Source organism: Xanthomonas cucurbitae (assembly GCF_002939885.1).
Classification (GTDB): domain Bacteria; phylum Pseudomonadota; class Gammaproteobacteria; order Xanthomonadales; family Xanthomonadaceae; genus Xanthomonas; species Xanthomonas cucurbitae.
Genome location: NZ_MDED01000011.1, coordinates 88,754 through 111,576, shown reverse-complemented (window position 1 = coordinate 111,576; position 22,823 = coordinate 88,754). Strand labels below are relative to the sequence as shown.

General features: G+C 66.2%; 21 protein-coding genes and 1 pseudogene. 19 read left to right on the top strand and 3 right to left on the bottom strand.

The genetic code is table 11. From position 1 onward, the window contains the following. Positions 1 to 73 precede the first annotated feature (73 nt). The 18 genes and pseudogenes from XcuCFBP2542_RS08100 (at position 74) to XcuCFBP2542_RS08010 (ending at position 11,725) form a co-directional block, all read left to right on the top strand. Positions 74 to 616: a shikimate kinase gene (locus tag XcuCFBP2542_RS08100; RefSeq protein WP_104603093.1), complete on the top strand. Its 543-nt coding sequence runs from the start codon at positions 74 to 76 to the stop codon at positions 614 to 616. Then, a complete protein-coding gene (aroB, locus tag XcuCFBP2542_RS08095) occupies positions 613 to 1,725 on the top strand; it encodes a 3-dehydroquinate synthase (protein WP_104603092.1) in 1,113 nt (370 codons plus the stop codon). The genes XcuCFBP2542_RS08100 and aroB overlap by 4 nt, the downstream gene beginning before the upstream one ends. 938 nt (positions 1,726 to 2,663) lie before the next feature. Beyond that, entirely contained in the window at positions 2,664 to 2,915 is a 252-nt protein-coding gene (locus XcuCFBP2542_RS08080) for a WGR domain-containing protein (RefSeq protein WP_104603089.1), read from the top strand. A gap of 14 nt (positions 2,916 to 2,929) precedes the next feature. Then, positions 2,930 to 3,994 carry a uroporphyrinogen decarboxylase gene (gene hemE / locus XcuCFBP2542_RS08075; RefSeq protein WP_104603088.1) on the top strand — a complete coding sequence of 355 codons (1,065 nt, stop codon included), beginning with the start codon at positions 2,930 to 2,932 and terminating at the stop codon, positions 3,992 to 3,994. Positions 3,995 to 4,739: 745 nt separating this feature from the next. Beyond that, entirely contained in the window at positions 4,740 to 5,033 is a 294-nt protein-coding gene (locus tag XcuCFBP2542_RS08070) for a RebB family R body protein (protein WP_104603087.1), read from the top strand. Positions 5,034 to 5,056: 23 nt separating this feature from the next. Next, entirely contained in the window at positions 5,057 to 5,326 is a 270-nt protein-coding gene (locus tag XcuCFBP2542_RS08065; RefSeq protein ID WP_022973269.1) for a RebB family R body protein, read from the top strand. A 30-nt stretch (positions 5,327 to 5,356) separates the two neighbouring features. Then, the gene (locus XcuCFBP2542_RS08060) at positions 5,357 to 5,623 is read left to right on the top strand and encodes a RebB family R body protein (protein WP_104603086.1); all 267 of its coding nucleotides are present in this window, start codon (positions 5,357 to 5,359) and stop codon (positions 5,621 to 5,623) included. A 54-nt stretch (positions 5,624 to 5,677) separates the two neighbouring features. Beyond that, the gene (locus XcuCFBP2542_RS08055; RefSeq protein ID WP_104603085.1) at positions 5,678 to 5,956 is read left to right on the top strand and encodes a RebB family R body protein; all 279 of its coding nucleotides are present in this window, start codon (positions 5,678 to 5,680) and stop codon (positions 5,954 to 5,956) included. Positions 5,957 to 6,059: 103 nt separating this feature from the next. Next, positions 6,060 to 6,395, top strand: a complete 336-nt coding sequence (locus tag XcuCFBP2542_RS08050; RefSeq protein ID WP_104603084.1) for a hypothetical protein — start codon at positions 6,060 to 6,062, stop codon at positions 6,393 to 6,395. Positions 6,396 to 6,412: 17 nt separating this feature from the next. Further along, positions 6,413 to 6,658, top strand: coding sequence for a RebB family R body protein (locus XcuCFBP2542_RS08045; protein WP_104603083.1), 246 nt, complete (start codon positions 6,413 to 6,415; stop codon positions 6,656 to 6,658). Continuing rightward, a pseudogene (locus XcuCFBP2542_RS19995) lies at positions 6,655 to 6,816 on the top strand (RebB family R body protein); the annotation flags it as partial. The gene XcuCFBP2542_RS08045 and the pseudogene XcuCFBP2542_RS19995, both read left to right, overlap by 4 nt. A gap of 340 nt (positions 6,817 to 7,156) precedes the next feature. Then, a complete protein-coding gene (locus XcuCFBP2542_RS19990) occupies positions 7,157 to 7,339 on the top strand; it encodes a hypothetical protein (protein ID WP_223214481.1) in 183 nt (60 codons plus the stop codon). Positions 7,340 to 7,399: 60 nt separating this feature from the next. Then, entirely contained in the window at positions 7,400 to 7,747 is a 348-nt protein-coding gene (locus XcuCFBP2542_RS08035; RefSeq protein WP_104603081.1) for a hypothetical protein, read from the top strand. Positions 7,748 to 7,766: 19 nt separating this feature from the next. Beyond that, positions 7,767 to 8,831: a hypothetical protein gene (locus tag XcuCFBP2542_RS08030; protein WP_104603080.1), complete on the top strand. Its 1,065-nt coding sequence runs from the start codon at positions 7,767 to 7,769 to the stop codon at positions 8,829 to 8,831. Continuing rightward, on the top strand, positions 8,828 to 9,454 hold the full coding sequence (locus XcuCFBP2542_RS08025) for a hypothetical protein (protein WP_104603079.1): 627 nt from the start codon (positions 8,828 to 8,830) through the stop codon (positions 9,452 to 9,454). Before XcuCFBP2542_RS08030 ends, XcuCFBP2542_RS08025 begins: the two co-directional genes overlap by 4 nt. A gap of 179 nt (positions 9,455 to 9,633) precedes the next feature. Continuing rightward, positions 9,634 to 10,320: a glycoside hydrolase domain-containing protein gene (locus XcuCFBP2542_RS08020; protein ID WP_104603078.1), complete on the top strand. Its 687-nt coding sequence runs from the start codon at positions 9,634 to 9,636 to the stop codon at positions 10,318 to 10,320. Between the two features lie 317 nt (positions 10,321 to 10,637). Beyond that, a complete protein-coding gene (locus tag XcuCFBP2542_RS08015) occupies positions 10,638 to 11,153 on the top strand; it encodes a hypothetical protein (protein WP_146090314.1) in 516 nt (171 codons plus the stop codon). Positions 11,154 to 11,479: 326 nt separating this feature from the next. Next, entirely contained in the window at positions 11,480 to 11,725 is a 246-nt protein-coding gene (locus XcuCFBP2542_RS08010; RefSeq protein ID WP_104603076.1) for an SRPBCC family protein, read from the top strand. A 126-nt stretch (positions 11,726 to 11,851) separates the two neighbouring features. Here XcuCFBP2542_RS08010 and XcuCFBP2542_RS08005 read toward each other — a convergent pair whose 3' ends face one another. Further along, positions 11,852 to 12,970 carry an AraC family transcriptional regulator gene (locus XcuCFBP2542_RS08005; protein WP_249027628.1) on the bottom strand — a complete coding sequence of 373 codons (1,119 nt, stop codon included), beginning with the start codon at positions 12,968 to 12,970 and terminating at the stop codon, positions 11,852 to 11,854. Between the two features lie 840 nt (positions 12,971 to 13,810). Here XcuCFBP2542_RS08005 and mdtD point away from each other — a divergent pair. Further along, positions 13,811 to 15,238, top strand: coding sequence for a multidrug transporter subunit MdtD (gene mdtD / locus XcuCFBP2542_RS08000; RefSeq protein WP_104603074.1), 1,428 nt, complete (start codon positions 13,811 to 13,813; stop codon positions 15,236 to 15,238). Between the two features lie 46 nt (positions 15,239 to 15,284). On the opposite strand, the gene XcuCFBP2542_RS07995 is transcribed toward mdtD, so the two are convergent. Next, entirely contained in the window at positions 15,285 to 18,851 is a 3,567-nt protein-coding gene (locus XcuCFBP2542_RS07995; protein WP_249027627.1) for a hybrid sensor histidine kinase/response regulator, read from the bottom strand. Positions 18,852 to 19,161: 310 nt separating this feature from the next. Further along, a complete protein-coding gene (locus XcuCFBP2542_RS07990; protein WP_104603072.1) occupies positions 19,162 to 22,731 on the bottom strand; it encodes a hybrid sensor histidine kinase/response regulator in 3,570 nt (1,189 codons plus the stop codon). Positions 22,732 to 22,823: the final 92 nt, after the last annotated feature.

The following is a 22,823-nucleotide window of genomic DNA, read 5'->3' as shown; positions in this document are numbered from 1 at the left end:
CGGCGTGGCCGGGAGGATTTCAGCGCGCATCCATTGGCCCGGCACACGAGCGTGAATGCTAGGATCGCGGTGCATGAATCCCGCTCCCAATCTCGTGATGGTCGGCCCGATGGGCGCCGGAAAAAGCTGCATCGGCCGCCGCCTGGCCGAGCGCTTCGGGCTGGACTTCGTGGATGTGGACCAGGCCATCGTCGAGCAGGCCGGCAGCAGCATCCCGGCCATCTTCGAACAGCACGGCGAAGCGCGCTTCCGGCAGCTGGAAGCAGACACCCTGCAGGCGCTGCTGCAGCAACACAACAAGCTGGTCTCCACCGGTGGTGGCGCAGTGCTGGATACACGCAACCGGCAGCACATCCGCGAGCGCGGCTTCGTGGTCTACCTGCATGTCAGCGTGCCAGCCCAACTCACACGGCTGGCACGCGATCGCAACCGCCCGCTGCTGCAGCGCGCCGATCGCACGCAGGTGCTGCACGCGATGGCCGCCCAGCGCACTCCGTTGTACCAGGAGGTCGCCGACCTCACGCTGGAAACCGATCATTTCTCTCCCGCCGAGGCCACTGCGCAGCTGGTGCTGCGGCTGGCCGCGCAATGGCGCATGTCGAGTCCCCCCGCATGACACTTCCCCGTTCCTCGCGCAGCGTCGATGTCGACGGCGCAACCCCCTACACCATCACCATCGCCCCGGGCCTGCTGGCCGACGGCGCGCGCCTGGCCAGCCACGTCCGCGGCCGCCACGCGCTGCTGCTCAGCGACACCCAGGTGGCCCCGCATTACGCGGCCGGCGTGCGCCGTGCGCTGCTGCAGGCACGCCCGGAATTGCTGCTGGGCGAGCTGGTGATCGCCGCCGGCGAAGCCTCCAAGACCCTGGACAACTTCGGCGCGAGCATTGCGGCGCTGGCCGAGCTGGGCGCCACCCGCGACGCCTGCGTGTTCGCGCTCGGCGGCGGCGTGGTCGGCGACCTGGCCGGTTTCGCCGCTGCCTGCTGGATGCGCGGGGTGGATTGCGTGCAACTGCCCACCAGCCTGCTGGCCATGGTGGATTCGTCGGTGGGGGGCAAGACCGCCGTGGACATCCCGCAGGGCAAGAACCTGGTCGGTGCATTTCATCCGCCGCGTGCGGTGATCGCCGATACCGATACCTTGCGCACCCTGCCCGCGCGCGAACTGCGCGCCGGCCTGGCCGAAGTCATCAAGTACGGCGCCATCCGCGACCCGCTGTTCTTCCAGTGGCTGCACGCCGAACGCCGCGCCTTGCTGGACGGCGATGCGGCCGCGCTGGCGCAGGCGATCGCCCGCAGTTGCGAGCACAAGGCCGAGATCGTGGCGCGCGACCCGCTGGAAAAAGGCGAACGCGCCCTGCTCAACCTGGGCCACACCTTCGGCCACGCCATCGAAACCGAACAGGGCTACGGCGCGCCGGGCAACGACAATCTCAACCACGGCGAAGCGGTGGCGGTGGGCATGGTGCTGGCCGCCCACCTGTCGGCGGCGCTGGGCATGAGCACCCCGCAGGACACCGAAGCGCTGCGCGCCCTGCTGCGCGACTTCGACCTGCCGACCGAAATCCCGGCCGGCCTGGCGCCCGAGGCCTTGCTCGGGCGCATGCGGCTGGACAAGAAAAACCTGGCCGGACGCCTGCGACTGGTGCTGTGGCGCGGCATTGGCAAGGCCGAAGTGGTGCCTGACGTGGACGAGGCCGTGGTGCTGGAGATCCTGGCTGGCTAGGGCCTGCCCCGGCCAGCGATGGCAACGGAGGTGCGATGGGCACTCAGGCGCCTGGTAGGAGCGCGACCGAGCGCGACAGGCGTTCCCGGTAAAGCGCCATCGCGCGCAGGCACGCTCCTACGCGTCATGGGTTCCGAATTGATCGCCTCGTCCTGCTGCGCATCAACCGCCGCCTGACCACACACGCCATCACCATCCCGCCCCGTAGGAGCGCGCCCGAGCGCGATGGGCATTCCCGGGAAAGCACCGTCGCGCGCAGGCACGCTCCTACGCGTCCATGTGCTCCGAATCGATCGCCTCGCCCTGCTGCGCACCAACCGCCGCCTGACCACACACGCCATCACCATCCCGCCCCGTAGCAGCGCGACCGAGCGCGACAGGCATTCCCGGTAAAGCGCCATCGCGCGCAGGCACGCTCCTACGCGTCATGTGTTCCGAATCGATCGCCTTGCCCTGCTGCGCATCAACCGCCGCCTGACCACACACGCCATCACCATCCCGACCCGTAGGAGCGCGCCCGAGCGCGACAGGCATTCCCGGTAAAGCACCGTCGCGCGCAGGCACGCTCCTACGCGTCCATGTGCTCCGAATCGATCACCTCGCCCTGCTGCGCACTAGCCGCCGCCTGACCGCACACACCATCACCATCCCGACCCGTAGCAGCGCGACCGAGCGCGACAGGCGTTCCCGGGAAAGCCTCGTCGCGCGCAGGCACGCTCCTACGCGTCATGTGTTCCGAATCGATCGCCTTGCCCTGCTGCGCATCAACCGCCGCCTGACCACACACGCCATCACCATCCCGCCCCGTAGGAGCGCGCCCGAGCGCGACAGGCGTTCCCGATACGGCACCCACCTCGGTGCGAAACCTTCGCGCCCGGAGCGGTCGCACCGCCTCCGGCCCATGCCGCCTTCAGCAGTGCCCGGCTACAATCGGCGACATGCGCATCCTCCTGCAACACGATTCCGGCGGTCACCAGCCGCTTCGCTACGTCCAGCTGACCCTGCAACCGGATCTGTTCGGTGGCTGGGAACTGCTGCGCGAAAGCGGCCAGATCGGTGGGCGCACGCAGCTACGACGCGATCAATACCTGCTGCAGCACGAGGCCGACCGGGCATTCGAAAAGGCCCGCGACACCCAGCTCAAACGCGGCTTCCAACTCATTAACGGCGGCGCCGACGCGGCGCTTTGAGGACACCTGTGCTCATGCTCAAGAACGATCGTCTGCTGCGCGCGCTCAACCGCCAGCCCGTGGACCGCACCCCCGTGTGGCTGATGCGCCAGGCCGGCCGCTATCTGCCGGAGTACCGCGCCACCCGCGCACGCGCCGGCAGTTTCCTGGGGATGGCCAAGAACCCGGAGATCGCCTGCGAGGTGACCCTGCAGCCGCTGCAGCGCTTTCCGCTGGATGCGGCGATTCTGTTTTCCGACATCCTGACCATCCCCGATGCGATGGGCCTGGAGCTGTACTTCGTCGAAGGCGAAGGTCCCAAGTTCCGTCACCCGGTGCGCGATGCCGCCGCCATCGCCCGCCTGGGCGTGCCGGACATGGAAACCGAGCTGCGCTACGTGATGGATGCGGTGCGGCTGATCCGCCGCGAGCTGGACGGCGCGGTGCCGCTGATCGGCTTCTCCGGCAGCCCGTGGACGCTGGCCTGCTACATGATCGAAGGCGGCGGCAGCAAGGAATACGCGCGCATCAAGGCGATGGCCTTCAACGCACCAGACGTGCTGCACCATCTGCTCGGCACCGTCACCGATGCAGTGATCGCCTACCTGTCCGCGCAGCGCGCAGCCGGCGCGCAGGCATTGCAGGTGTTCGACACCTGGGGCGGCGTGCTGTCGCCAGCGATGTACCGCGAGTTCTCGCTGCCGTACCTGACCCGCATCGCGCGTGAGCTGGAGCGTGGCAACGGTGCCGAACGCACCCCGCTGGTGCTGTTCGGCAAGGGCAATGGCGCCTACGTGAGCGAGCTGGCCGCCAGCGGCGCCGAAGCGGTGGGTGTGGACTGGACCATCGCGCTGGCCGACGCCGCCCAGCGCGCCGGCGGCCGTGTCGCCCTGCAAGGCAACCTGGACCCGGCCACCTTGTACGGGTCGCCGGAGGCGATCCGCGCCGAAGTGGGCAAGACCCTGGACAGCTACGCGCAAGGCAACGGCGGCTCGCGCGAAGGCCACGTCTTCAACCTCGGCCACGGCATGTCGCCGGACATGAATCCGGAGCACGTCGGCGTGCTGGTCGAGGCAGTGCAGACCTTGAGCAAGCGGTAACGCAGGATCCGGCCAGCAGCGCCCAGGCGTTGCTGGCCAGCGGCGGTGCGGGAGACGCATGCAGCAGACACCGCGCTGCGCGTGCCAACAGGGTTCAACTGCGCGCCTGCCATGAACACCACATCACCCAGCGCATCCAGTAGGGCCACCGGTCGCAGGTGTCCTCGACCGCGCGCAGCCTACGCAATACCACATCACCCCCACTGACCGGCCCGGCCCGACGTGCCAGGCACACAAGCCCGCGCGCCGCAGTCACTGCTGCATGCGCCAGCACCACGCAGCCACGCGGTCCGCGAATGCCTGCCGCTCGCAACCACTCCCGCAAACACCGCCGGCACGCCCCGGCCGGGCATCGATGGCATCTCAGCCGCCACCGGCCGCCGCAGAGGCTTGCCCAAGCAAACGCGAGCTGCCAGCCCGGCCCCGACACGCACACCGACCGGCGCATTGCGCAGGGTGTTTGTGCAAACCCGGTTGCGATTGGCCAATGAATCGCCCGCACCACGTTCCAGATCACGGTGGTAATCGGCATATCGCTCTCAAGCAATGGCGGCGTTGCGTCGATAAGCCCGGCATTGCCGTCGTTTGAACCAATCCTGCGACGCGGAAGCGATCTACTGTTGCTCCACGGTGATGCGGCGCCACCGCAACACATCTCCACCAGACCGGCAGGCTGCTTGCGGGACCTCGACACCGTCACGTTTGTTCAAGCGCTACACCCATCCGCCAACCAGGGAGTAACAGCATGGCATTTCCAACCGCCGTCAACGACCAGATCACCGACTCCGTCACACAAGCCAACACCAAGGTGCTGGGCGATGCCCCCGCCATCGCCATGGGCAACCTGTACCAGGCCACCGCACAGGCGCTGGCCAATGCAGCCCACAACGCCACCAATGCGCAGCAGCAGAGTTACGTCACCGCGCAATCGGCCACCACCATGGGCGTGGCCACGCTCTACTCCATCGATACCGCCACCACCGGGGTGGCGACCAAGCAGATTCTGAGCACAGGCGTGCCGGGGCTGACGTCGCGCTGATTCCAACTTTTTAGGAGAAACCAATGGCATTTCCCACCGCCGTCAACAACCAGATCACCGACTCCGTCACCCAGGTCAATACCAAGGTGCTCGGCGACGCCCCGGCCATCGCCATGGGCAACCTGTACCAGGCCACTGCGCAGGCGCTGGCCAATGCGGCGCACAACGCGACCAATGCGCAGCAGCAGAGCTATGTCACCGCGCAATCGGCCACCACCATGGGCGTGGCCACGCTGTACTCCATCGACACCGCCACTACCGGCGTGGTCACCAAGCAGATCCTGGGCGTCTGACCAACCGGCTGACGCCAAGGACACCCGCCAATGGCATTTCCCACCGCCGTCAACGATCAGATCACCGATTCGGTCACCCAAGCCAATCTGCAGGTCCTGGGCAGCGCTCCAGCTGCGGCCATGGGCAATCTGTACCAGGCCACCGCGCAAGCGCTGGCCAATGCAGCCCATAACGCAACGCTGGCGCAACAACAGATGTACGTCACCGCACAGGCAGCAACCACGATGGGCGTCTCGCTGCTGTATTCGCTCGATACCGGCACCCTCGGTGCCACCACCAAGAAGATTCTCGGCTAACCACGCCAACGCCGCAGGTTCTTCGTTCTTCCATCACCTCAAGGAGCTATCACCATGGCCTTTCCGACTGCCGTCAACAGCCAGATCACCGATTCCGTTTCCCAGGTCAACACCAAGGTCCTCGGCGATGCGCCGGCGATCGCAATGGGCAACCTGTTCGTCGCCACCAGCCAGGCGCTGTCCAACGCCGCGCACAATGCCACCAACAACCAGCAGCAGTCCTACGTGACGATGCAGGCGTCCACCACCCAGGGCGTGTCCACCCTGTACTCGATCGACACCGCCTCCGACGGCGTGGCCACCCGCGAAATCCTCAGCGTCGGGCTGACCTGATCGGCGGCCAGGCGCCGCTGCCGCCGCGCGGGCGGCGCCTGGTTCGACATGCGATGCCACTCCCTCCTCGCATTTCGCTGGTTGACTCCAGAAAGGACGCATCATGTTGCACCTCCATCATGTCTCCACCTCCAACACCCTGGATGTGGTGGTGAGGCTCATCCGGGGCCGCACCATCGTGGCGACGTTCGCACCGCACCAGAAAGCAGTGATGAATGTCGAATTCGACGGCATCCTGCCGGTGATTCCCGGAGCTCAGCCCTTGGTGTATCGCCAGGCACGCAATGGCGTGATCGACGTGCCGCGCGACAATGTCGCCTACCTGGAACGCCTGCCCAACGGCGTGGCCCTTCAATACGCATGCAGGCACGCGCCGCAGAACACCGTGCTGTTTTCGGCCTCGGCCGGCATTGCCCAACCTAGGCCGTCCCTGGCCTAGGGCGCCACCACCCCGCCATGCAGCGCAGTGCACGCACAGCGGGCGTTACCAGCCTGATCGGTACCGCCGCCACCGGCACGGCAATGGCCATCGGACACGCGCCGGCCTTTGCGATGGGCGCGACCTATCTGGCGCTGGCGGACTCCATCGCGCTGGCGATGGAAAACGCCGTCGCCAGCCAGCAACGCGGACAGGTGCTCGCCGAGGCCGCGCTCACCCAGATCCTTGCCTCAATCATCCAGAAAGGAGCGACTTCGCCATGATCGACGACAGTACCGTGAACAGCCAGATCGTCGACGCTGTCAGCAGCGTCGTGACGCTGACCACGGGCCAGGCGCCCGCGCACGCGTTGGGCATGCTCGATGCCGTGATGCTGGAGACCTTGGGCATGGCGATGCACAACGCGGTCAACCGGCAGCAGGGCGCCGGCATGATTAATGCTGCCGCGATCACCGCCGCCTGCGCCAAGATGATCTCCGCGCCGTTTCCGTTTACCCCACCGCCTCCGCCCGCCCCACCCGGCCCCGCACCGACGGTCGCGCCACTGCCTGGTCCGCCGCCGGCACCGTCTCCTCCGGCGGCGCTGATCGCCGCGGCTACGGCAGAGGCCAAGACGGCAGTCGATGTGCTGAAGACCCAGGCGCAAGGCGCATCCACCGACGCAGCCACCGCCACTGCAGACCTCATGGAACTACATGCGCTGAGCGTGCCGCCGCCGCTGCCGGCCACTCCCCCTCCCGTCCCCGGCGCTGGCCCCGATCATGCTGCCACTCCTGACCCTCCTGCTGCTCCACCCTCCGTTTCAGCCGCCACCGCAGCTGCTGACGCACCCCATGCTGCACCTGCACCTGCTGCTCCTGCTGCACCTGCATCTGCATCTGTGCCTGCACCTGCATCTCCACCTGCGCCTGCAACGCCGCCTCCGCCATAAGGCGCCTGCATAGCCGACGCGTTTGACAACCAGGCCTGATTGCCAGGCCGCAGATCATTTCATGGGAGCCGAGATGGAACCGACGAAGGTCAATGCCCAGGTCATCGACGTCATCAACCAGACGCAGATGGCCACCATGAGTCCACAGGTCGTCCTGACCAGCGGGGCCGGAAAGGCCTACCAATCGGTGGCGCAATCGACGGCCATTGCCGTGCAGGACGCCACCGACGCGCTACGCAATGTCTCGACCATCGCAACCACCGCGGTCGGCGTGGCGATGGCGCAATACCTGGCCACCGGCGACGAAAAGTACGTGACCGCACTCACCCAGGCGCAGGCGCTGATGCAGGGCGCCACCGACGACTTTGCCAGGATCGGTTCGGCGGCGGGCCTGGTATTGAAGAATTTCCCCGCAGGTTGAGTTCACAAGGAGTCACACCATGTCCGTTTCGATCGCAGGCCGCACCATCTCGATGCCGACGATGTTGTCGACACTGGCCAGGCAATGCCTGGCGTTCGTCGATGGAGGCACGCAATGGCTGGCGTGGGCGATCCGATCGCCCAACTTGCGCTACGACTTTCCCGACGAAAGCAGCTTGCTGGGCGACGTGCAGCAGGGGCTGCATGGCTCGCGTTTGTCCTGGTTGCCGCAACTAGAGCTGAAGGTCAGCCCGATCAAGTTGATGACCCTGAACTCCACCGATCTGGGCGCGCTGATACAGGCTGAATCAGGCGATACCGGCTCGGTGGTCAAGGCGCAAGTGCAGCGTATTTTTCGCGAAAACGCCCTGTTCGCGGCCAGCGACCTGGCCGCCGGCCCCAGCCTGCTGACGCAGTTGAAAATCGATGGCGCGGGCCTGTTCCAGTCGCTGGACCTGGAAGAAAGCCTGGCGCTACGCCAGCTGGCCGCCGAAGCGCCGCCGGCCAACGTCACACCGGCACTGCAGCAGGAAGCGGCAGCATTCGCCGTGGAGCAGGCACGCACACCGCTGGAATTCTGTGATTACTACCGGTTCTATCTGACCTGCACCCAGGCGATCGCCGCTGCGGACGACCGCGCGCAGGCGGCCGCCTCGGCACTGCAGACGCTGCTGCCGCTGCTGTTCGGCACCCTGGATTGCCCGCAGGTCCAGGGACTGCCCTCGCCCACCGAGGTCGAACGCAGCGTTACGGAATGGCTGATGCACGGTCGCCAGATCGGCTTTGCACGGCTCTCGCTGGCCGCCCAGCAAATCGTCCAGCACACCCGCTACCGAGGCGACGGCAGCGACCAGGCGGCAAGCGACGCGATCCATCTCTACGTGTCGTCTGCGCAGGCATTCCTGGCGGCCCACCGGCCCACCCGTGGCGTGCTGGGCCAGACTGGCAACAGCTGCCTGTTCGCTATCCAGAACGACAGTCTGGCAGCGCTGCTGCAGGTCAACGACGGCATCATCTCGCTACGCGACTTCGGTGCCGCCCCCGCAACTGCGAGCGCGCCCAACGAGACGGAAGCAGCGGAGTGAACGCACCGACGCCGCTCCCCGAGGCCACCGAGCAGGCCCTGCCTGCGATCAGCGCCGCCGACGCCGTGCGCGAAGCGGTGCAGGCAGGTCGCGCAGCCGCCCAGGCGGCCGCACGCCAGGGCATGACGCAGGCCGAACACGCGTTGGGCGAAATGCTGCGCAATCTCGCAGCGCAACGCCCAGCCGAAACCGCACCACCCACCGCGCCGACGCAGCGCTCGCGCAGCGATGCCGTTGCTTGGCGCCACCCCGCTTCAACTCCCGGAGAAACCAGCATGTCCGACGATATCCAGCCGCCCCCTCAAACCCAGACCACCGGCGCCGCCACGCCTGCGCAACCGCCCGCGTTGTCGCAGGCAGCCGCCGCACTGCAGGCGGCGCAGGCCCAGATCGATCAGGCCATGGCGGCCAGCGACGTGGCTGTGCAGGAGGCCATGCAGGCAGCAACCGCCGCGACTGCTGCTGCCGGCAATAACCAGGCTGTCGATAGCGCAACGCAGGCACTGCAGCAGGCCGACCAGGCTGCCGCCGCTGCGGTCGCCGCTGCGCAGCAACAGGCCGAGCAGGCGATGAACGCCACAGCCTCGACGAATCCGAACGCCGGCAACGGTGCCGGCGATTGACGAATCGATGCACTTCGGTGCAGCGCTGGCGCCGGTATTCACAGTGAATTTCCCACGTCCTGCGGGGAACGAGCGCCAGCGCCTGTGCCACCCAGGCAATCCCATCGCGCAGCCACACCGCCGTCGCCCCGACAATCTCGACCGGGTCCAGCCAACACTCGACCCGAAGGAGTTTCGACATGACGTTCTACGCAGGCTTGGACACCGATCAATTCCCAGGACTTCCTTCGCTGCACTGGCTCAAGACCCAGACCAGCCTGGCATGGTGCGGCTATTACCTGGCACCAGCGCCCAGTCATGCCGATGCCGGATGGATGGGCCAACGCGCCGCGCTGACCGCGCAAGGCTGGGGCCTGGCACCGGTCTACCTTGGCCAGCAGACCACCGGCCCCGGCTCGCACGACGTCACCGCCCGACAAGGCAGCATCGACGGCGCGCAGGCTGCAGCGCTGGCGCGCAACGAAGGCTTTCCCGAAGGCGCGGTGGTCTATCTCGACTGGGAAGATGGCGGCAGCCCGCCCCAGGCCGCCATCGACTACATCCGCATGTGGATCGCCGCGCTGGTGGAGCATGGCTACTCGCCAGGCCTGTACTGCTCTCACGCACGCGCGGTGGAATTGCTGTCGCGGATCGGCCCCGGCCCATCCCCGCGCGTCTGGGCCTGGCGGGTTTCGACCGCAGGGCGTCATCGCTACGCCGGCGATATCCAGCACCTACAGCCCGCCGACCCGGCCGGCTGCGGCTATTCCCAGGCGATGCTCTGGCAATACGAACAGGATGCCGTGTTGTCGCTTCCCGGCACGCCCTGCGATGGGCTGGAAGTTGACCTTAGCTATTCGAGCCTGGCTGATCCGAGCGTGCAGTGACTACACACGCTCGTCCGTTCTCAGGCAACCGTTGAAATTGAAGACTCCTGGCATGAACGCGGCATATTTCGTGCCACTGGCCAACTGCTTACCCCGCTAATCAACAACGCCAGGCAATATCCGCCAGCCGCTTTGCTGTCATCGAAAATCCGATGCAGATGAATCGCTGCCTTGGGAGCATCGACATTGAATCACAAGCATGTCAGGCAACGATTGAAAATCCCGCCATCCATTACATCGCCCTCTCAGAATTATAAGTGATGGGCGCGGGATCAACTCAAAATCGTCACGATCATCACCAGAAAGGGAAACCAGCAATGAGCAAGAGAGAAGCAAAAATGTTGACGGATTATGGCAGGTATTGGTGGGTCAACGTGTGGGGAGGTGCCGACGCAGTAAAAAGAAATGAATGTCGACAGGAATTGATCGATCATGTCAACACTCAGCTGGAGCCGATAGGGTTCACGCTTGGCCGAGGCTGGCAAGATTACGACCCGGTCATCAGAGCAAAGGGGCGCAAGCCATCCAGCTACGTAGCCATCGCGGACTGGGCTTGGAAGCAGCCAAATCAGGGAAGAGACCTTGCCCGGCAATTTCTCCTATGGGCTACTGGGGACGTCATTCTCCTGACGGACCTCCCTAACCAACTCCTTGAACTGGCAATTGTCACACACCTGGCAGAATGCGGTCGCGGCTATCACCTATCAAACCCTGAAAATCTATACCCGCTGATGAAAGATATCGCGAATGGAAAAAAAACGTGGGGTGATATCAAGGATTACCCACCGGCCTTGACGTACAAGGAGGATGCGGCGGATTGGCTCCCGGAATAGAAAAGTAGAGATAGGGCGAACTCACGAATCAAACACAGCCAACGACCTGGAAGTACCAATCCTTTTCACCATCACGCTATTTTCTTTCAGCCCAGCATTGTTCCTGGGTCCGTCCTCAATCGAAGCGCGGCGCAATTGAAAAAAGATGTAGATTAAATTTATCTCACTTGAAAGCTCCCTGCCACTTCCGAATCTCGGCTCGCTAGCGAGTCCGCCCCCACTGCTTGGCTGATCCATTGAACGCAGCGCTCGCGTGAACGATATCGACAAGCTCAAGGCGTCACGAGGCCGCCTATCTTGCCTCGCAGCATTGAAGGAAATACACCATGGCCACCACCGTGAAGCAAGTCCCGGGCTTCAGTACGGTCGCAACCGGCAGCAACATACAAGTCCAGGCCGGCAATCCCACTCAATATCTCGTTGCGCAGATAGCGCCCTACCCCAATGACGACCTGGTCGTTGGCAACACCTACAACATCTCAGACCCAAATCATGCGGCCGGGATTGTCGTAGAGCTGGTGGTCGCGCCTGGCGGTGGAATGCGGACTGCCACCTTCCAGCAGCAAACGTAAGATTCCCCCAAGTCCGCCTCGCCAATTCAAACGGCGGATAGCCATCGACTGTACGACATACAGCACTTCGTGCTGGGCCATCGCATTGACCCAGCACGAAGCTTCTGAGAACGTTACATCCCGGGATTAGTCGATCCCACCTGCTCTATCGGCGTTGCGAAACTCACGCGGACTCACCCCCACCAGCCGCCGGAAGCTCTTTTCGAAATGGCTCAGGTCGCCAAAACCGACCTTCAATGCCACTTCGGTGATGCGCAGCTTGCGTTGCTGATGCAACAGCTCCTTGGCTTTTTCGATGCGCAACTGCTGCAGTAGCGGTTTGAAGGTGCTGCCGAGCTCTTCACGAAACAGAAAACCCAGATGCGACTGGCTGACGTGCGCCTGGCGGGCCAGATCGCTCAGGGTCAGCGGCTGGGCGTAGTGTTCGCCCAGATACACCAGGGCGCGCCGCAATGCGTCGTGCAGGGTGGACAGGCGTTGTCCGGGGCGATGTGGTAGGCCGTCGATCCAGTCGGCGGGCGCTTGCGATGTCGCCGGCGTAGTTGCATCAGTGTCGGGCTGGCCTGTCTCCGGGCCCACGGCCTGCGCGTGGCCTTCCAGCAGACGCGGTGCATGGCGATGGATGTCCGCGCTTGCGATCGGCCTGCCGGCAGCCATGACCGCCAGGCGCAGTACCACCCGCTCCAGTTCCTGGAGATTTTCCGGCCACGGATAGTGCAGCAACGCATCCATCAGCACGTCGGTGACCTGCTGGGCATGATCCAGGCCATGCCGATCCAGCACGCGCTCGACATGCAGCCCGATGTCTGCACGCCGCTTGCGCAATGGGGCGAGCTCGATCGACAGGACGTCCAGTTGCGAAAGCAACGCCCGCGAAAAGCGTCCCGCGCGCACGCGGCGCGACAGATCGGCGGTCGTGGAGGCGATCACCCGCGGCATGGCCCGGCCGCCCGACGCCGACCGTGGCCCCTGACAGCCGCGAAGATGCCCAGGCAGCTGGCGCTGCAACGCCTCGTCGAGTTCATCCACGCCCTGCAGGAACAGCGTGCCGCCGGCTGCACGCTCGAACCATGCGGCAGGTGCGTCGCCAGGCGCGGTGCAATCGACCGTGACGAACGGCCCCTCCCACCGGGGTGCGGCCGCATGCAGCAGGATCGCCACCTCCTCTTTCTCGGTGCCGAACTCGCCGTGCACGATGATCGGCAAGTCACTGTCTGCGGCCTGCTCGATGAATTCGTCGATCATCCAGGTCTCTTCGCAAAGGCCTGCGATCAGCAAGCTGCGATCCAGCCGGTCTTGCGCCAAGGCGCACGCTGCATCGCGCTTGATGAGGTACGCACAACACTTTGCGATTTGCCGGCACCGCATCATCGCCGCCACGCTCATGCCATCCGCAGCCGGCGTGACCTGCAGTGCCCCTAGCACCTGCCGGGCATACTGGACGGGAAAACAGCGTGTGACTCCGAGCGGGGTGGCCGTGCGATCCGCAGGCGGCACACCGCCATCCTCCACCCCAATGAACGCGCAGACCGCGCCTTCCAGAACGTCGCTTTGCGACAGTTGTGCAGCGATCCTGCCGAGCGTCGTCGCCAACCGATCCCCCGGGCGATAGACGCGCCGTAATGCATCAATGACCTGCTGTTCCATGGAATCTCCAACCTGTTCACCGGCGCGCTCGAAAGGCGGCCATACCCAAGTCGCGCCGTCCCTGACCAGACCGTCGGCGAGGCTGCAAGCTTGAGTTCAGCGCTTTGGAGTCCATGCCCTCATTGCCTGTCGCCTGGTCGATCCACCGCAACCTGAGGTGCCCTCGTTTGCATTGGTCAACGTGAGGCAGGCGCATGGGATCCGCGAGCGAATCAATGCTTGTTGCACGCCAGCTCGGGCAGTAACACGCGGCCAGTGGCGTTTCCCGACGGTTCGTTCCCTGTGATCGTTCTGCAGCGCAATTGAGGGAGGAACTTCTGCCCGAGGTCGGCGCGATGGTATGACGCCTCGCCGATCGCCGTGCCTATCGAGGCCAGCGATGACGCCCCTGTGCATCCGGCGCGGGGATAATGTGCTGTCTTCCCGATGGCGATGCCCATGCCTCACACCGCCCCCGTGCCCGCCGCGCGCGCCTACGCCACGATCAAGCCGCTGCTGTGGCTGGTGTCGCTGGCGATCTTCATGCAGATGCTGGATGCCACCATCGTCAACACGGCGCTGCCATCGATGGCGCGCAGCCTGCACGAGAGCCCGCTGCAGATGCAGTCGGTGGTGTTCAGCTACGCGCTGGCGGTGGCGATGTTCATCCCGGCCTCGGGCTGGATCGCGGACCGCTTCGGGACGCGCCGCACCTTTCTGGCGGCGATCATCGTGTTCACCCTGGGTTCGCTGCTGTGCGCGGCTGCGCAACAGTTGCCGCAGCTGGTGGCCGCGCGAGTGGTGCAAGGGTTCGGCGGGGCGATGCTGTTGCCGGTAGGCAGATTGGCGGTGCTTAAGACGGTTGCGCGCGAGGACTTCCTGCGGGCGATGAGCTTCATCGCGATCCCCGCGCTGATCGGCCCGCTGGTCGGCCCCACACTGGGCGGCTGGTTGGTCGAAGTGGCGTCATGGCACTGGGTGTTCCTCATCAACCTGCCGATCGGGATCGTCGGCTTTGTCGCCGCGCTCAGGATCATGCCGGACCACTACGGCGATGCACGCAAACGCTTCGACCTGGTCGGTTATCTGATGCTGGCGTTCGGCATGGTGGGATTGTCGCTGGCGCTCGATGGCATCGCCGAACCCGGAATGCGGCATGCCCTGGTGATGCTGCTGACGATCGGCGGGCTGGCCGCGCTGGCCGGCTACTGGCTGCATGCCGGTACGACCGCCAATGCATTGTTTCCCCTGGCGCTGTTCAAGGTGGCCAGTTACCGCATCGGCATCCTCGGCAACCTGTTCGCGCGGGTGGGCAGCGGTTCGATGCCGCTGCTGATTCCGTTGCTGCTGCAGGTGGGCCTGGGCATGAGTCCGATGCATGCCGGATTGCTGATGATTCCAGTGGCGCTGGCCGGCATGGCCGCCAAGCGCGCTGCGGTGGTACTGGTCGGCCGCTTCGGCTATCGCAATACGCTGATGGTCAATACCGTGCTGGTGGGCCTGGCGATGGGCAGCTTCGCGCTGGTCGAGCCGGGCCAGCCGTGGTGGCTGCGGCTGCTGCAACTGACCTGCTTCGGCGGGGTGAATTCGCTGCAATTCACCGTCATGAATACCGTGACCCTGCGCGACCTGGATCCCGCCCAGGCCAGCCCCGGCAACAGCCTGCTGTCGATGGTGATGATGCTGTCCACCGGTTTCGGCGCGGCGGCGGCCGGCAGCCTGCTGGCGGCATTCGATACCCACCTGGGCAATAGCCACGGTGTCACCGCCGCGCTGCATGCCACCTTCCTGTGCGTGGGTGCCATCACGCTGACCTCCACGCTGATCTTCTGGCAACTGGCCGATACCCGGCCGCATCCCAGGGACGTGGAGTCAGTGGCCGAGTAGCCTGCGTTGCAAGCCACCGCCGCACGGATCCCGTGGTTGACCAGGGCTAGCGGTCCTCGCGCGGGCGAGCGCTGCGCAAGGCGTCGGCCATGGTCTCGGCCAGCATGTCGCCGGTGAGCGGCTTGCGCAGGAAACTGTCGAAGCCGGCCTCCCGCGCGGCCGGCTCGGCCGCTTCGTCCGAGCGCGCCGTCACCGCGATCAGCGGCATGTCGTAGCCAAACACGCGCAGTTGCCGGGCCAGCGCAAAGCCGTCCAGCCCGGGCAGGTCCAGGTCCAGCAACGCCAGGTCGAACGTGCCGTCGGCCGCTTCGGTCAACGCGGCCAGGCCGTGCGGTGCATGCACCACCGAATGCCGCTGTGCCCGCAGCAGGCCCACGATGACCTCGGCGATGGTGGAGTCGTCTTCGACCAGCAGGATGCGCTGCGGTGGGAGGTTGGCGCTGGCACGCGGCGCTTCGTCCCCCGGCGCGACATTGGCACTCACCCAGCGTAGCGGCAGGTCCACGACGAAGCGCGTGCCTGCGCCGAGCCGGCTGATGACTTCGATATGCCCGCCCATGGCCAGCGCCAGTTCCTGGCAGATCGCCAATCCCAGCCCGCTGCCCCCATAGCGCGAGGTGGTCCGGGCACCGTCGCCCTGCTCGAAGCGCTGGAACAACCGTTCCTTCTGATCGGCGTTGATGCCCGGCCCGGTATCGGCCACTTCGAAGCGCAGCCCCTGATACGAGCCCAGGGTGGTCAGCTTGAGGCCCACCACGCCATGCTCGGTGAACTTGATCGCGTTGCTGAGCAGGTTGAGCAGGATCTGGCGGATGCGGGTGGGATCGCCGCTGGCGGTGATATCGCCCAGCAGCCCGACCTCCAGGCTGAAGTGCAGGCCGCGTTCGCGGGCCAGTGGCGCCATCAGCGCTTCCACCTCGGCCACCAGCTGGCGCACCGAGAACGGCTGCAGGTCCAGTTCCAGGCGTCCGGATTCGATCCGCGCCAGATCCAGCGCATCGTTGACAAGGCGCAGCAGATGCGCGCCCGCGCGACGGATGGATTCGGTATAGCCGCGCTGCTGGGAATCCAGCGCGGTCTTGAGCAACAGCTCGCTCATGCCCAGTACACCGGTCATCGGCGTGCGTACCTCGTGGCCGAGCGTGGCCAGGAAACGGGTCTTGGCACGCGAGGCCTGTTCGGCCAGTTCCTGCTTGTGCACCGCCAACTGCCACGCATTCAGGCGGCGCAGGCGCCGACGGTACAGCAACAACGCGGCGGCCACGATGCACAACGCCAGCAGGCACAGCGCGATCAGACCCCAAGGCGCCAGCCACCAGGGCGGCCGCACCTGGAAGTGCAATTTCTGGCTCTCCGACCACAGACCGTCGGCGGTCCGCCCCTGCACTTCCAGGGTGTAATGCCCGGAGGGCAGGCGCGAGAACAGGCGTTCGCCGCTGGGGCCCACGTCGATCCAGTCCGGATCGTAGCCACTCAGACGGAAGCGGTAACTGTTGGATTCGGAGTCGGCAAAGCTGAGCAGCCGCGCCACGAAGTGCAGGTCGCGATCGCCGTCCTGCACCACCAGCGGCTGGAGATGGCTTACATCCAGCCCGCGCTCGCCACGCCGCAGGCCCACCCGTTCGATGACCAGCGGTACCCGATGGTCCTTGGGCTTGAGCTGGGCCGGGTCGAAGATCACCAACCCGTCCGGGGTGGCGCCCACGATCATGCCCTTGGACGACTGCGACAACGAATGCGGCACGAACTGCGGGTTGGGCAGGCCATCATGCACACCGAACACGCGCACGCCACGCGTGGCCGGATCGACCCGGATCAGGCCGCGCATGCTCGACAGCCAGGCCACGCCGTCACGATCGATCACCAGGCCCTGCGCGGCGAGCATGGGAAACTCCTGTTCGGCGCCCACCGTATCCAGGTGCCGCAAGAGGCCATCCTTCCAGAGGTAGCGGTGCAGCTCCCCCATGCCGGCAAACCAGGCCACTTCGTTGTCGCTGAAGCGAAAGTCGAAGATCTGCTCCGTCGGCGCACCGGCGATGGGGGCAAAGCGCTCGCTGGCCGCATTCCAGCGCAGCAGGCCGTGGTTGCCGGCCAGCCACAACGCACCATCCGGCCCCCGCTGGAGACGGTGCATCACCAGATCGTGCGCCAGACCGTGAGTACCTCGTTGCAGGTTGCGCAGGACGTGGCCGTCCTCATCGCGCTCCTGCAACGCCGCCGGTGTCTGGATCCAGAGATGTCCATCGGCGGTCTGCGTCAGGCTGTCGATGGTGGCATCCGACGCGGCATCCCGTGCAGCTGCAGGCGAGCGGTCATCGGCCGACGTCCACTGCCGCAACGCTCCGTTGGCGGGGTCGTAGCGCGTCAGCTGGCCGAAACTCCCCACCCACACCCGGCCCTTGCGATCTTCGAGCACGCTGAACGACCAGCTTTGCGTCCCCAGTGACGGCACCACCAGCTCGATCCGGCCTTGCACAGGATCGACGCGCTCCAGCGCGCCGGAACTGCCCACCAGCCAGAAGCGCCCATCGCGGGATCTGGCGGTGGCCTGAAACGCCAGGTTGCCGCCCTGCTCGCCTGCGTCCTTGTGGTTCACCACCACCGCGAACCGCCGCCAGTTCGATGGCAGATGCCAGAGACCGCCGAGGGGGCTGGCGAACCACACCCCACCCTCGCGATCCTGGTAGGCCGCCTCCCAGTTGGGGCGCACGCGGCCATGCGTGGACGCGTTGTAGAGCGGGACGTCGTGCACCTGGCTGTCGGTGGCATGCCCCAGGCCGGCTGCGGTATCGAGCCAGTAGCTGCCGTCTTGGTCGCGCAGCAGCACCCCCAGCACCGGATACCGGGCCGGTGCCTGCCAGCCGTGCGGACGCAGGCCACCCTGTTGGTCGCGCCGTAACAAGGTGTCGTCGCTGGTGCCGATCCAGAGACTGCCGTCGGGGTCGGCGGTCACTTGGGTGATGATCTGCGCGGTTCCCCGGGGCAACGGCTGACGCTCGAAGTCCTTGCCGGTCCAGCGCGCCAGGCCGTTGGCCGTTCCCACCCACAGCGTTCCGCGAGTATCGACGACCAGCTGGTAGATGGCCTCGTCGGGCAGGCTGCGCGGATCATCGGCGCGATGCGCGAAGTGCTCCAGCGTGCCGTTGGCCCGCAACCTGAACAGCCCGCTGCTCTCGGTGCCGAACCAGATGCTGCCGTCACCGGTGGAGACGATGTTCCAGATCACCGCGCCACGCAGCGCCGGATAGCGGCTGCCGTCGTAGAAGGTAAATCCATGACGCGCTGCATCCAGCATGGCCAGGCCAGCCATGCCGGTCCCGATCCAGACCTGGTTACGCTTGTCGACGTGCACCGCCCACACCTGGTTGTCGCGCAGTCCGTCCTCGACTCGCCAGATACGGAAGTTGCGGCCGTCGTAGCGTGCCAGCCCATCGCTGCTGGCCAACCAAAGATAGCCATTGGCATCCTCTTCGAGCCCGTACACGATGTTGGACGGCAGCCCGTCGGCCACCGTCAACTGACGCGGTTGCGGCAGTTCCGGCAACGCGCCGAACCCCGATGCCGGCCATCCGCACAGGGCCAGCAGGCACCACAGCAACCGGGACCGCGCCATCGCCACGGTCATCGGCCTGCGCGGGGAAAGAGATCTGGCTTGCAACGCGGGTCCTTGTTTGCTTTGCACGCATAGTGCGCACCGCATCGCAGGCTGGCAACACACGGGGCCGCAGGCTGCAGCAGCGCAGACTGGGCCACCTCGCAGGGCGGCGTCCCGGCACGCGATGCTGTCGCGATCACGCGGCAGGCGCGTCGCCAGCGCCAGGCGACCGATCGCCCCGGCCGCGTGGCCCCTAACACGCAGCGCCGGCGCGTTGTGCGTGCGCCGGGCACGCGGCGCAGCGTGCTGGCGGCACGTTCCCGGCCGCCTATCCAGCCGCGCCCTCGCCCGCCGCATCGGTGGCAGTGGCAAGTGCCTGCGCCAACGCCTGCGCCAGCAAGTCGCCGGTCACCGGCTTGCGCAGGAACCCATTGCAACCGGCAGCCATTGCCTGTGGCTGGGCGTCGGCGTCGGCACGCGCAGTCACCGCCACGATGGGGAAGTGCACGCCGCGCGAGCGCAGCTGCGCGACCAGGGCGGCGCCGTCGATGCCGGGCAGGTCCAGGTCGCACAGGCCGGCATCGAAGCGCTGGGTGCTCACCTCGGCCAGCGCCGCCAGCCCATGCAGCACGTGGGTCACTGCGTGTCCATGCGCCTGCAGCAAGCCGATCATCACCTGCGCCACGGTGGGGTCGTCTTCGACCAGCAGCAACCGCAACGGCGCCTGTTCCCGCGCCGCGCTCGCCGCGACCGCACCAGGTGCGACCACGGGCAGGGTCATCACCCACCGCAACGGCAACTCGACGACGAAGCACGCGCCCTGGCCCAGTTCGCTGCGGACCTCCACCACGCCGCCCATCGCCGCCGCCAGCTCGCGGCAGATCGCCAGGCCCAGCCCGCTGCCACCATGCCGGGCCAGCGTGAGTGCGCCCTCGGCCTGTTCGAAGCGCTGGAACAGGCGCCCGCGCTGCTCGGCGCTCATCCCCGGACCGGTATCGCGCACCTCCACCCGGATGCCTTGCGTATCGGAGTGCGGCAACGCCAAGACCCGCAACTGCACGCTGCCACGCTCGGTGAACTTGACCGCGTTGAACAGCAGGTTCAGCAGGATCTGCTGGACCCGGCTGGCGTCGCCATGCAATGCCGGCGGCAGCACGTCGTCCAGTTCGCAGTCGAAGCGCAGCTGCTTCTGCTCGGCGCTGGGACGCACCAGCTCGACCACCTGGCGGATCGCCTGGCGCAGATCGAAATCGCGGTCGTCCAGCGGAAACTTGCCGGCCTCGATCCGGGCCAGGTCCAGCGCATCGTTGACCAGCCGCAACAAATGCTTGCCGGCGGACTGGATCGCACCGGCATAGCCGCGCTGGCGCGTATCCAGCGGCGTCTGCAACAGCAATTCGCTCATGCCCAGGACACCGGTCATCGGCGTACGCACCTCGTGCCCCAGGGTTGCCAGGAATCGCGTCTTGGCCAGGGACGCCTGCTCGGCCAGCTCGCGCTTGTGCTGGGCCAGCTGCCATTGCGCCCGCATGCGGACACGGCGGCGGTAGAGCGCGGCCAACAGCGCAGCCAGCACCATCCCGAGCAGACAGATCAGCGCGATGCCCGGCCCGCTCCGCCACCACGGCGGCCGCACCGAAAACTGCAGCAAGCGCACTGGCGAACGATTGCCCGACGGGTCCACGCCCTGCAATGCGAGCTCGTAGTTGCCGGCGGGCAGGCTGGTAAATTCGCGTATCCCAGTGGTGCTGAAGGCCTGCCACTCCGTATCGAAGCCCTTCAGAAAGCTGCGGTAGCGGTTGGACACCGGATCGGTATACGACAGCAACCGGCCGACGATCTGCAATTGCCGGTCCCCGGGCCCGAGTTCGAACGGACGATGCATCGGCAACGCGATACGGGCGCCATTGCGCAGCACGCTGACGTGTTCGAGCTGCAGGGCCGGAACCACCGGCGCGCTGTCGGGCATGGCCGTGTCCAGCAGCACCGTCGAACCGTCACTGGTCGCGCCGATCAAGGTATCGCCGGCCATCAGCAGGCAGTGTTGGACGAACTCCTGGCTGGTCAGGCCATCACGCGTACCGATATTGCGCACGCGCGCCGGAGTGACCGACGGATCGATTCGCCACAATCCGCGCAGGCTGGAAATCCACACCCGCCCGCGCGGGTCGATCTGCATTGCAGCAGCGTCGAACCCTGACAACCCCTCTTTCTCTCCCACCTGTTGCACGCGCGTCCAGCGACCTTTGGTCAGTGCCCATTGCTCTGCACCGGTGGCACGGTAGGCCCAGAACTGCTGCGCAGATTGGCTGGCGAATGCCTGGATCTGTGCGCCTTGCAGACCCGCCACCGGCACGAAGCGCCGCAAGGCCGACTCCCACGCGAACATGCCACCCTCGCCCGCCACCCAGATGCGGCCATCGGGCCCCAGCGCCAACTGCTGCACGTCGATGTCGCGCAGCCCGCGCAGGTCCTGCGCGGTGATGCGCTGCAGTACCCGGCCGCTGCGCAGATCGCGTTGTTGCAGCATGTCCATGAACACCATCCAGACGGTATCGCCATCCTCGACGATCCATTCCGGCGGCGAGAGCGCCGATGCCGGCTCGGGACCGTCCGATGGCCAGTGGACCAGCTCGCCAGTGCGCAGGTCCATGCGCGACAGGCCGAAACCGAGGTTGCCCAGCCACACGCGCTGAAAGCGGTCCTCCAAGGCCGACACCAGCTCCATCTCCTTGAGATGCGGCGACTGCAGGCCGGTTTGGAACTTGTCGCCGCTACTCAGGTCCACGCGCAGCAGGCGGCCTTCGGCATCCACCTGCCACAGGCCGCCGGATCGGGTCGCCGGGGCCAGGTTGCAGTAGATCGCATCGCCAGTCGGCACGGCGGGCTTGATGACCGCCGTGCGCTTCCAGTCGGCAGGCAGATAACCGAGCCCGGTACCGTGCATCGGAACCCACAGCCCGCCATCGGCCGCCCCCATCAGACCGACGACATTGCGCCGCGATAACGGCCCTTCCCCGTTGAAGACGGGCACCGGTGGCAGCTTGCCACGTGTGCGCCACAAGCCACGCCCGCTGCCCAGCCAAAACTCCCCATCCGGGGCGGCGACCGCGCCCCACAGCTCATTGCCGACACCGAACATGCCCGCCCAGGACAGCGCTTGCCATTGATCTCCCGGCCCGCGCACATGCAGGCCCGCATCGCTCCCCAGCCATAGCCGATCCCCCGTCCATTGCAGACCGAAGATGGCCGCCTGCGGATTCTCCTCACCCGGCACGTATTCGCGATGCAGCCGTTTTCCGTCGTAGTAGGCCAACCCATTGCTGGTGCCGATCCACAGCCGGTGCCGGGTATCGACAGCCAGGTTCATCACCATGGACTGGTCGAGCTTGCCCTCGACCGTGCCCAGGTCGATCGCCGACATCCCACCTGCGGCATCGATGCGCACCAGCGCGCCGCTGGTGGTCCCGACCCAGATGGCGCCATCGAAGGCGGCGATGCTGAAGATCTGGCCATCCTTCAGCAACGGATAGTCGGCCGCGCGATAATGCCGAAAACGGCTGCGGCTGGCGTTCATGACGCTCAATGTCTTGCCGCATCCGATCCACAGCCTGTCCAGCGTATCGATGTACAGCGCCTGGATCGCATTGCAGGGCAACGACCTGGGATCGGCCGGATCGTGACGCCAGGTCCTGAAGCCGGCGCCGTCGTAGCGCACCAGGCCATCCAGCGTGGCAAGCCACAGGTACCCCGCACGATCCTGCGCGATGGCCACCACCATGGTCGATGGAAGCCCATCGCCGGGGCCCACCACCCGGAAGCGGGGCACTTCCGGGATCCTGGCCGCACACGGCAGCACACCCAGCAGCACGGCCAGCACCACGATCAGCACACGCATGGGGGAATCCCTTCCTCGTCCAGCCCGCATGCTCGCAATGGATCGTTGCAAGTGCAAGCCACCCGCGGCGTGGCGGGATATGTCTAGAATCC

Bases quoted from the DNA above. Each gene is read 5' to 3' on its own strand.
- XcuCFBP2542_RS08005 (WP_249027628.1), bottom strand. From the start codon at position 12,970: ATGATCGACGAATTCATCGAGCAGGCCGCAGACAGTGACTTGCCGATC.
- XcuCFBP2542_RS08045 (WP_104603083.1), top strand. From the start codon at position 6,413: ATGCAGCGCAGTGCACGCACAGCGGGCGTTACCAGCCTGATCGGTACC.
- XcuCFBP2542_RS08010 (WP_104603076.1), top strand. From the start codon at position 11,480: ATGGCCACCACCGTGAAGCAAGTCCCGGGCTTCAGTACGGTCGCAACC.
- XcuCFBP2542_RS08080 (WP_104603089.1), top strand. From the start codon at position 2,664: ATGCGCATCCTCCTGCAACACGATTCCGGCGGTCACCAGCCGCTTCGC.
- aroB (WP_104603092.1), top strand. From the start codon at position 613: ATGACACTTCCCCGTTCCTCGCGCAGCGTCGATGTCGACGGCGCAACC.
- XcuCFBP2542_RS08030 (WP_104603080.1), top strand. From the start codon at position 7,767: ATGTCCGTTTCGATCGCAGGCCGCACCATCTCGATGCCGACGATGTTG.
- XcuCFBP2542_RS08035 (WP_104603081.1), top strand. From the start codon at position 7,400: ATGGAACCGACGAAGGTCAATGCCCAGGTCATCGACGTCATCAACCAG.
- XcuCFBP2542_RS08070 (WP_104603087.1), top strand. From the start codon at position 4,740: ATGGCATTTCCAACCGCCGTCAACGACCAGATCACCGACTCCGTCACA.
- XcuCFBP2542_RS08060 (WP_104603086.1), top strand. From the start codon at position 5,357: ATGGCATTTCCCACCGCCGTCAACGATCAGATCACCGATTCGGTCACC.
- mdtD (WP_104603074.1), top strand. From the start codon at position 13,811: ATGCCTCACACCGCCCCCGTGCCCGCCGCGCGCGCCTACGCCACGATC.
- XcuCFBP2542_RS08065 (WP_022973269.1), top strand. From the start codon at position 5,057: ATGGCATTTCCCACCGCCGTCAACAACCAGATCACCGACTCCGTCACC.
- XcuCFBP2542_RS19990 (WP_223214481.1), top strand. From the start codon at position 7,157: ATGCTGCCACTCCTGACCCTCCTGCTGCTCCACCCTCCGTTTCAGCCG.
- XcuCFBP2542_RS08055 (WP_104603085.1), top strand. From the start codon at position 5,678: ATGGCCTTTCCGACTGCCGTCAACAGCCAGATCACCGATTCCGTTTCC.
- XcuCFBP2542_RS07990 (WP_104603072.1), bottom strand. From the start codon at position 22,731: ATGCGTGTGCTGATCGTGGTGCTGGCCGTGCTGCTGGGTGTGCTGCCG.
- hemE (WP_104603088.1), top strand. From the start codon at position 2,930: ATGCTCAAGAACGATCGTCTGCTGCGCGCGCTCAACCGCCAGCCCGTG.
- XcuCFBP2542_RS08050 (WP_104603084.1), top strand. From the start codon at position 6,060: ATGTTGCACCTCCATCATGTCTCCACCTCCAACACCCTGGATGTGGTG.
- XcuCFBP2542_RS08015 (WP_146090314.1), top strand. From the start codon at position 10,638: ATGAGCAAGAGAGAAGCAAAAATGTTGACGGATTATGGCAGGTATTGG.
- XcuCFBP2542_RS08100 (WP_104603093.1), top strand. From the start codon at position 74: ATGAATCCCGCTCCCAATCTCGTGATGGTCGGCCCGATGGGCGCCGGA.
- XcuCFBP2542_RS07995 (WP_249027627.1), bottom strand. From the start codon at position 18,851: ATGGCGCGGTCCCGGTTGCTGTGGTGCCTGCTGGCCCTGTGCGGATGG.
- XcuCFBP2542_RS08020 (WP_104603078.1), top strand. From the start codon at position 9,634: ATGACGTTCTACGCAGGCTTGGACACCGATCAATTCCCAGGACTTCCT.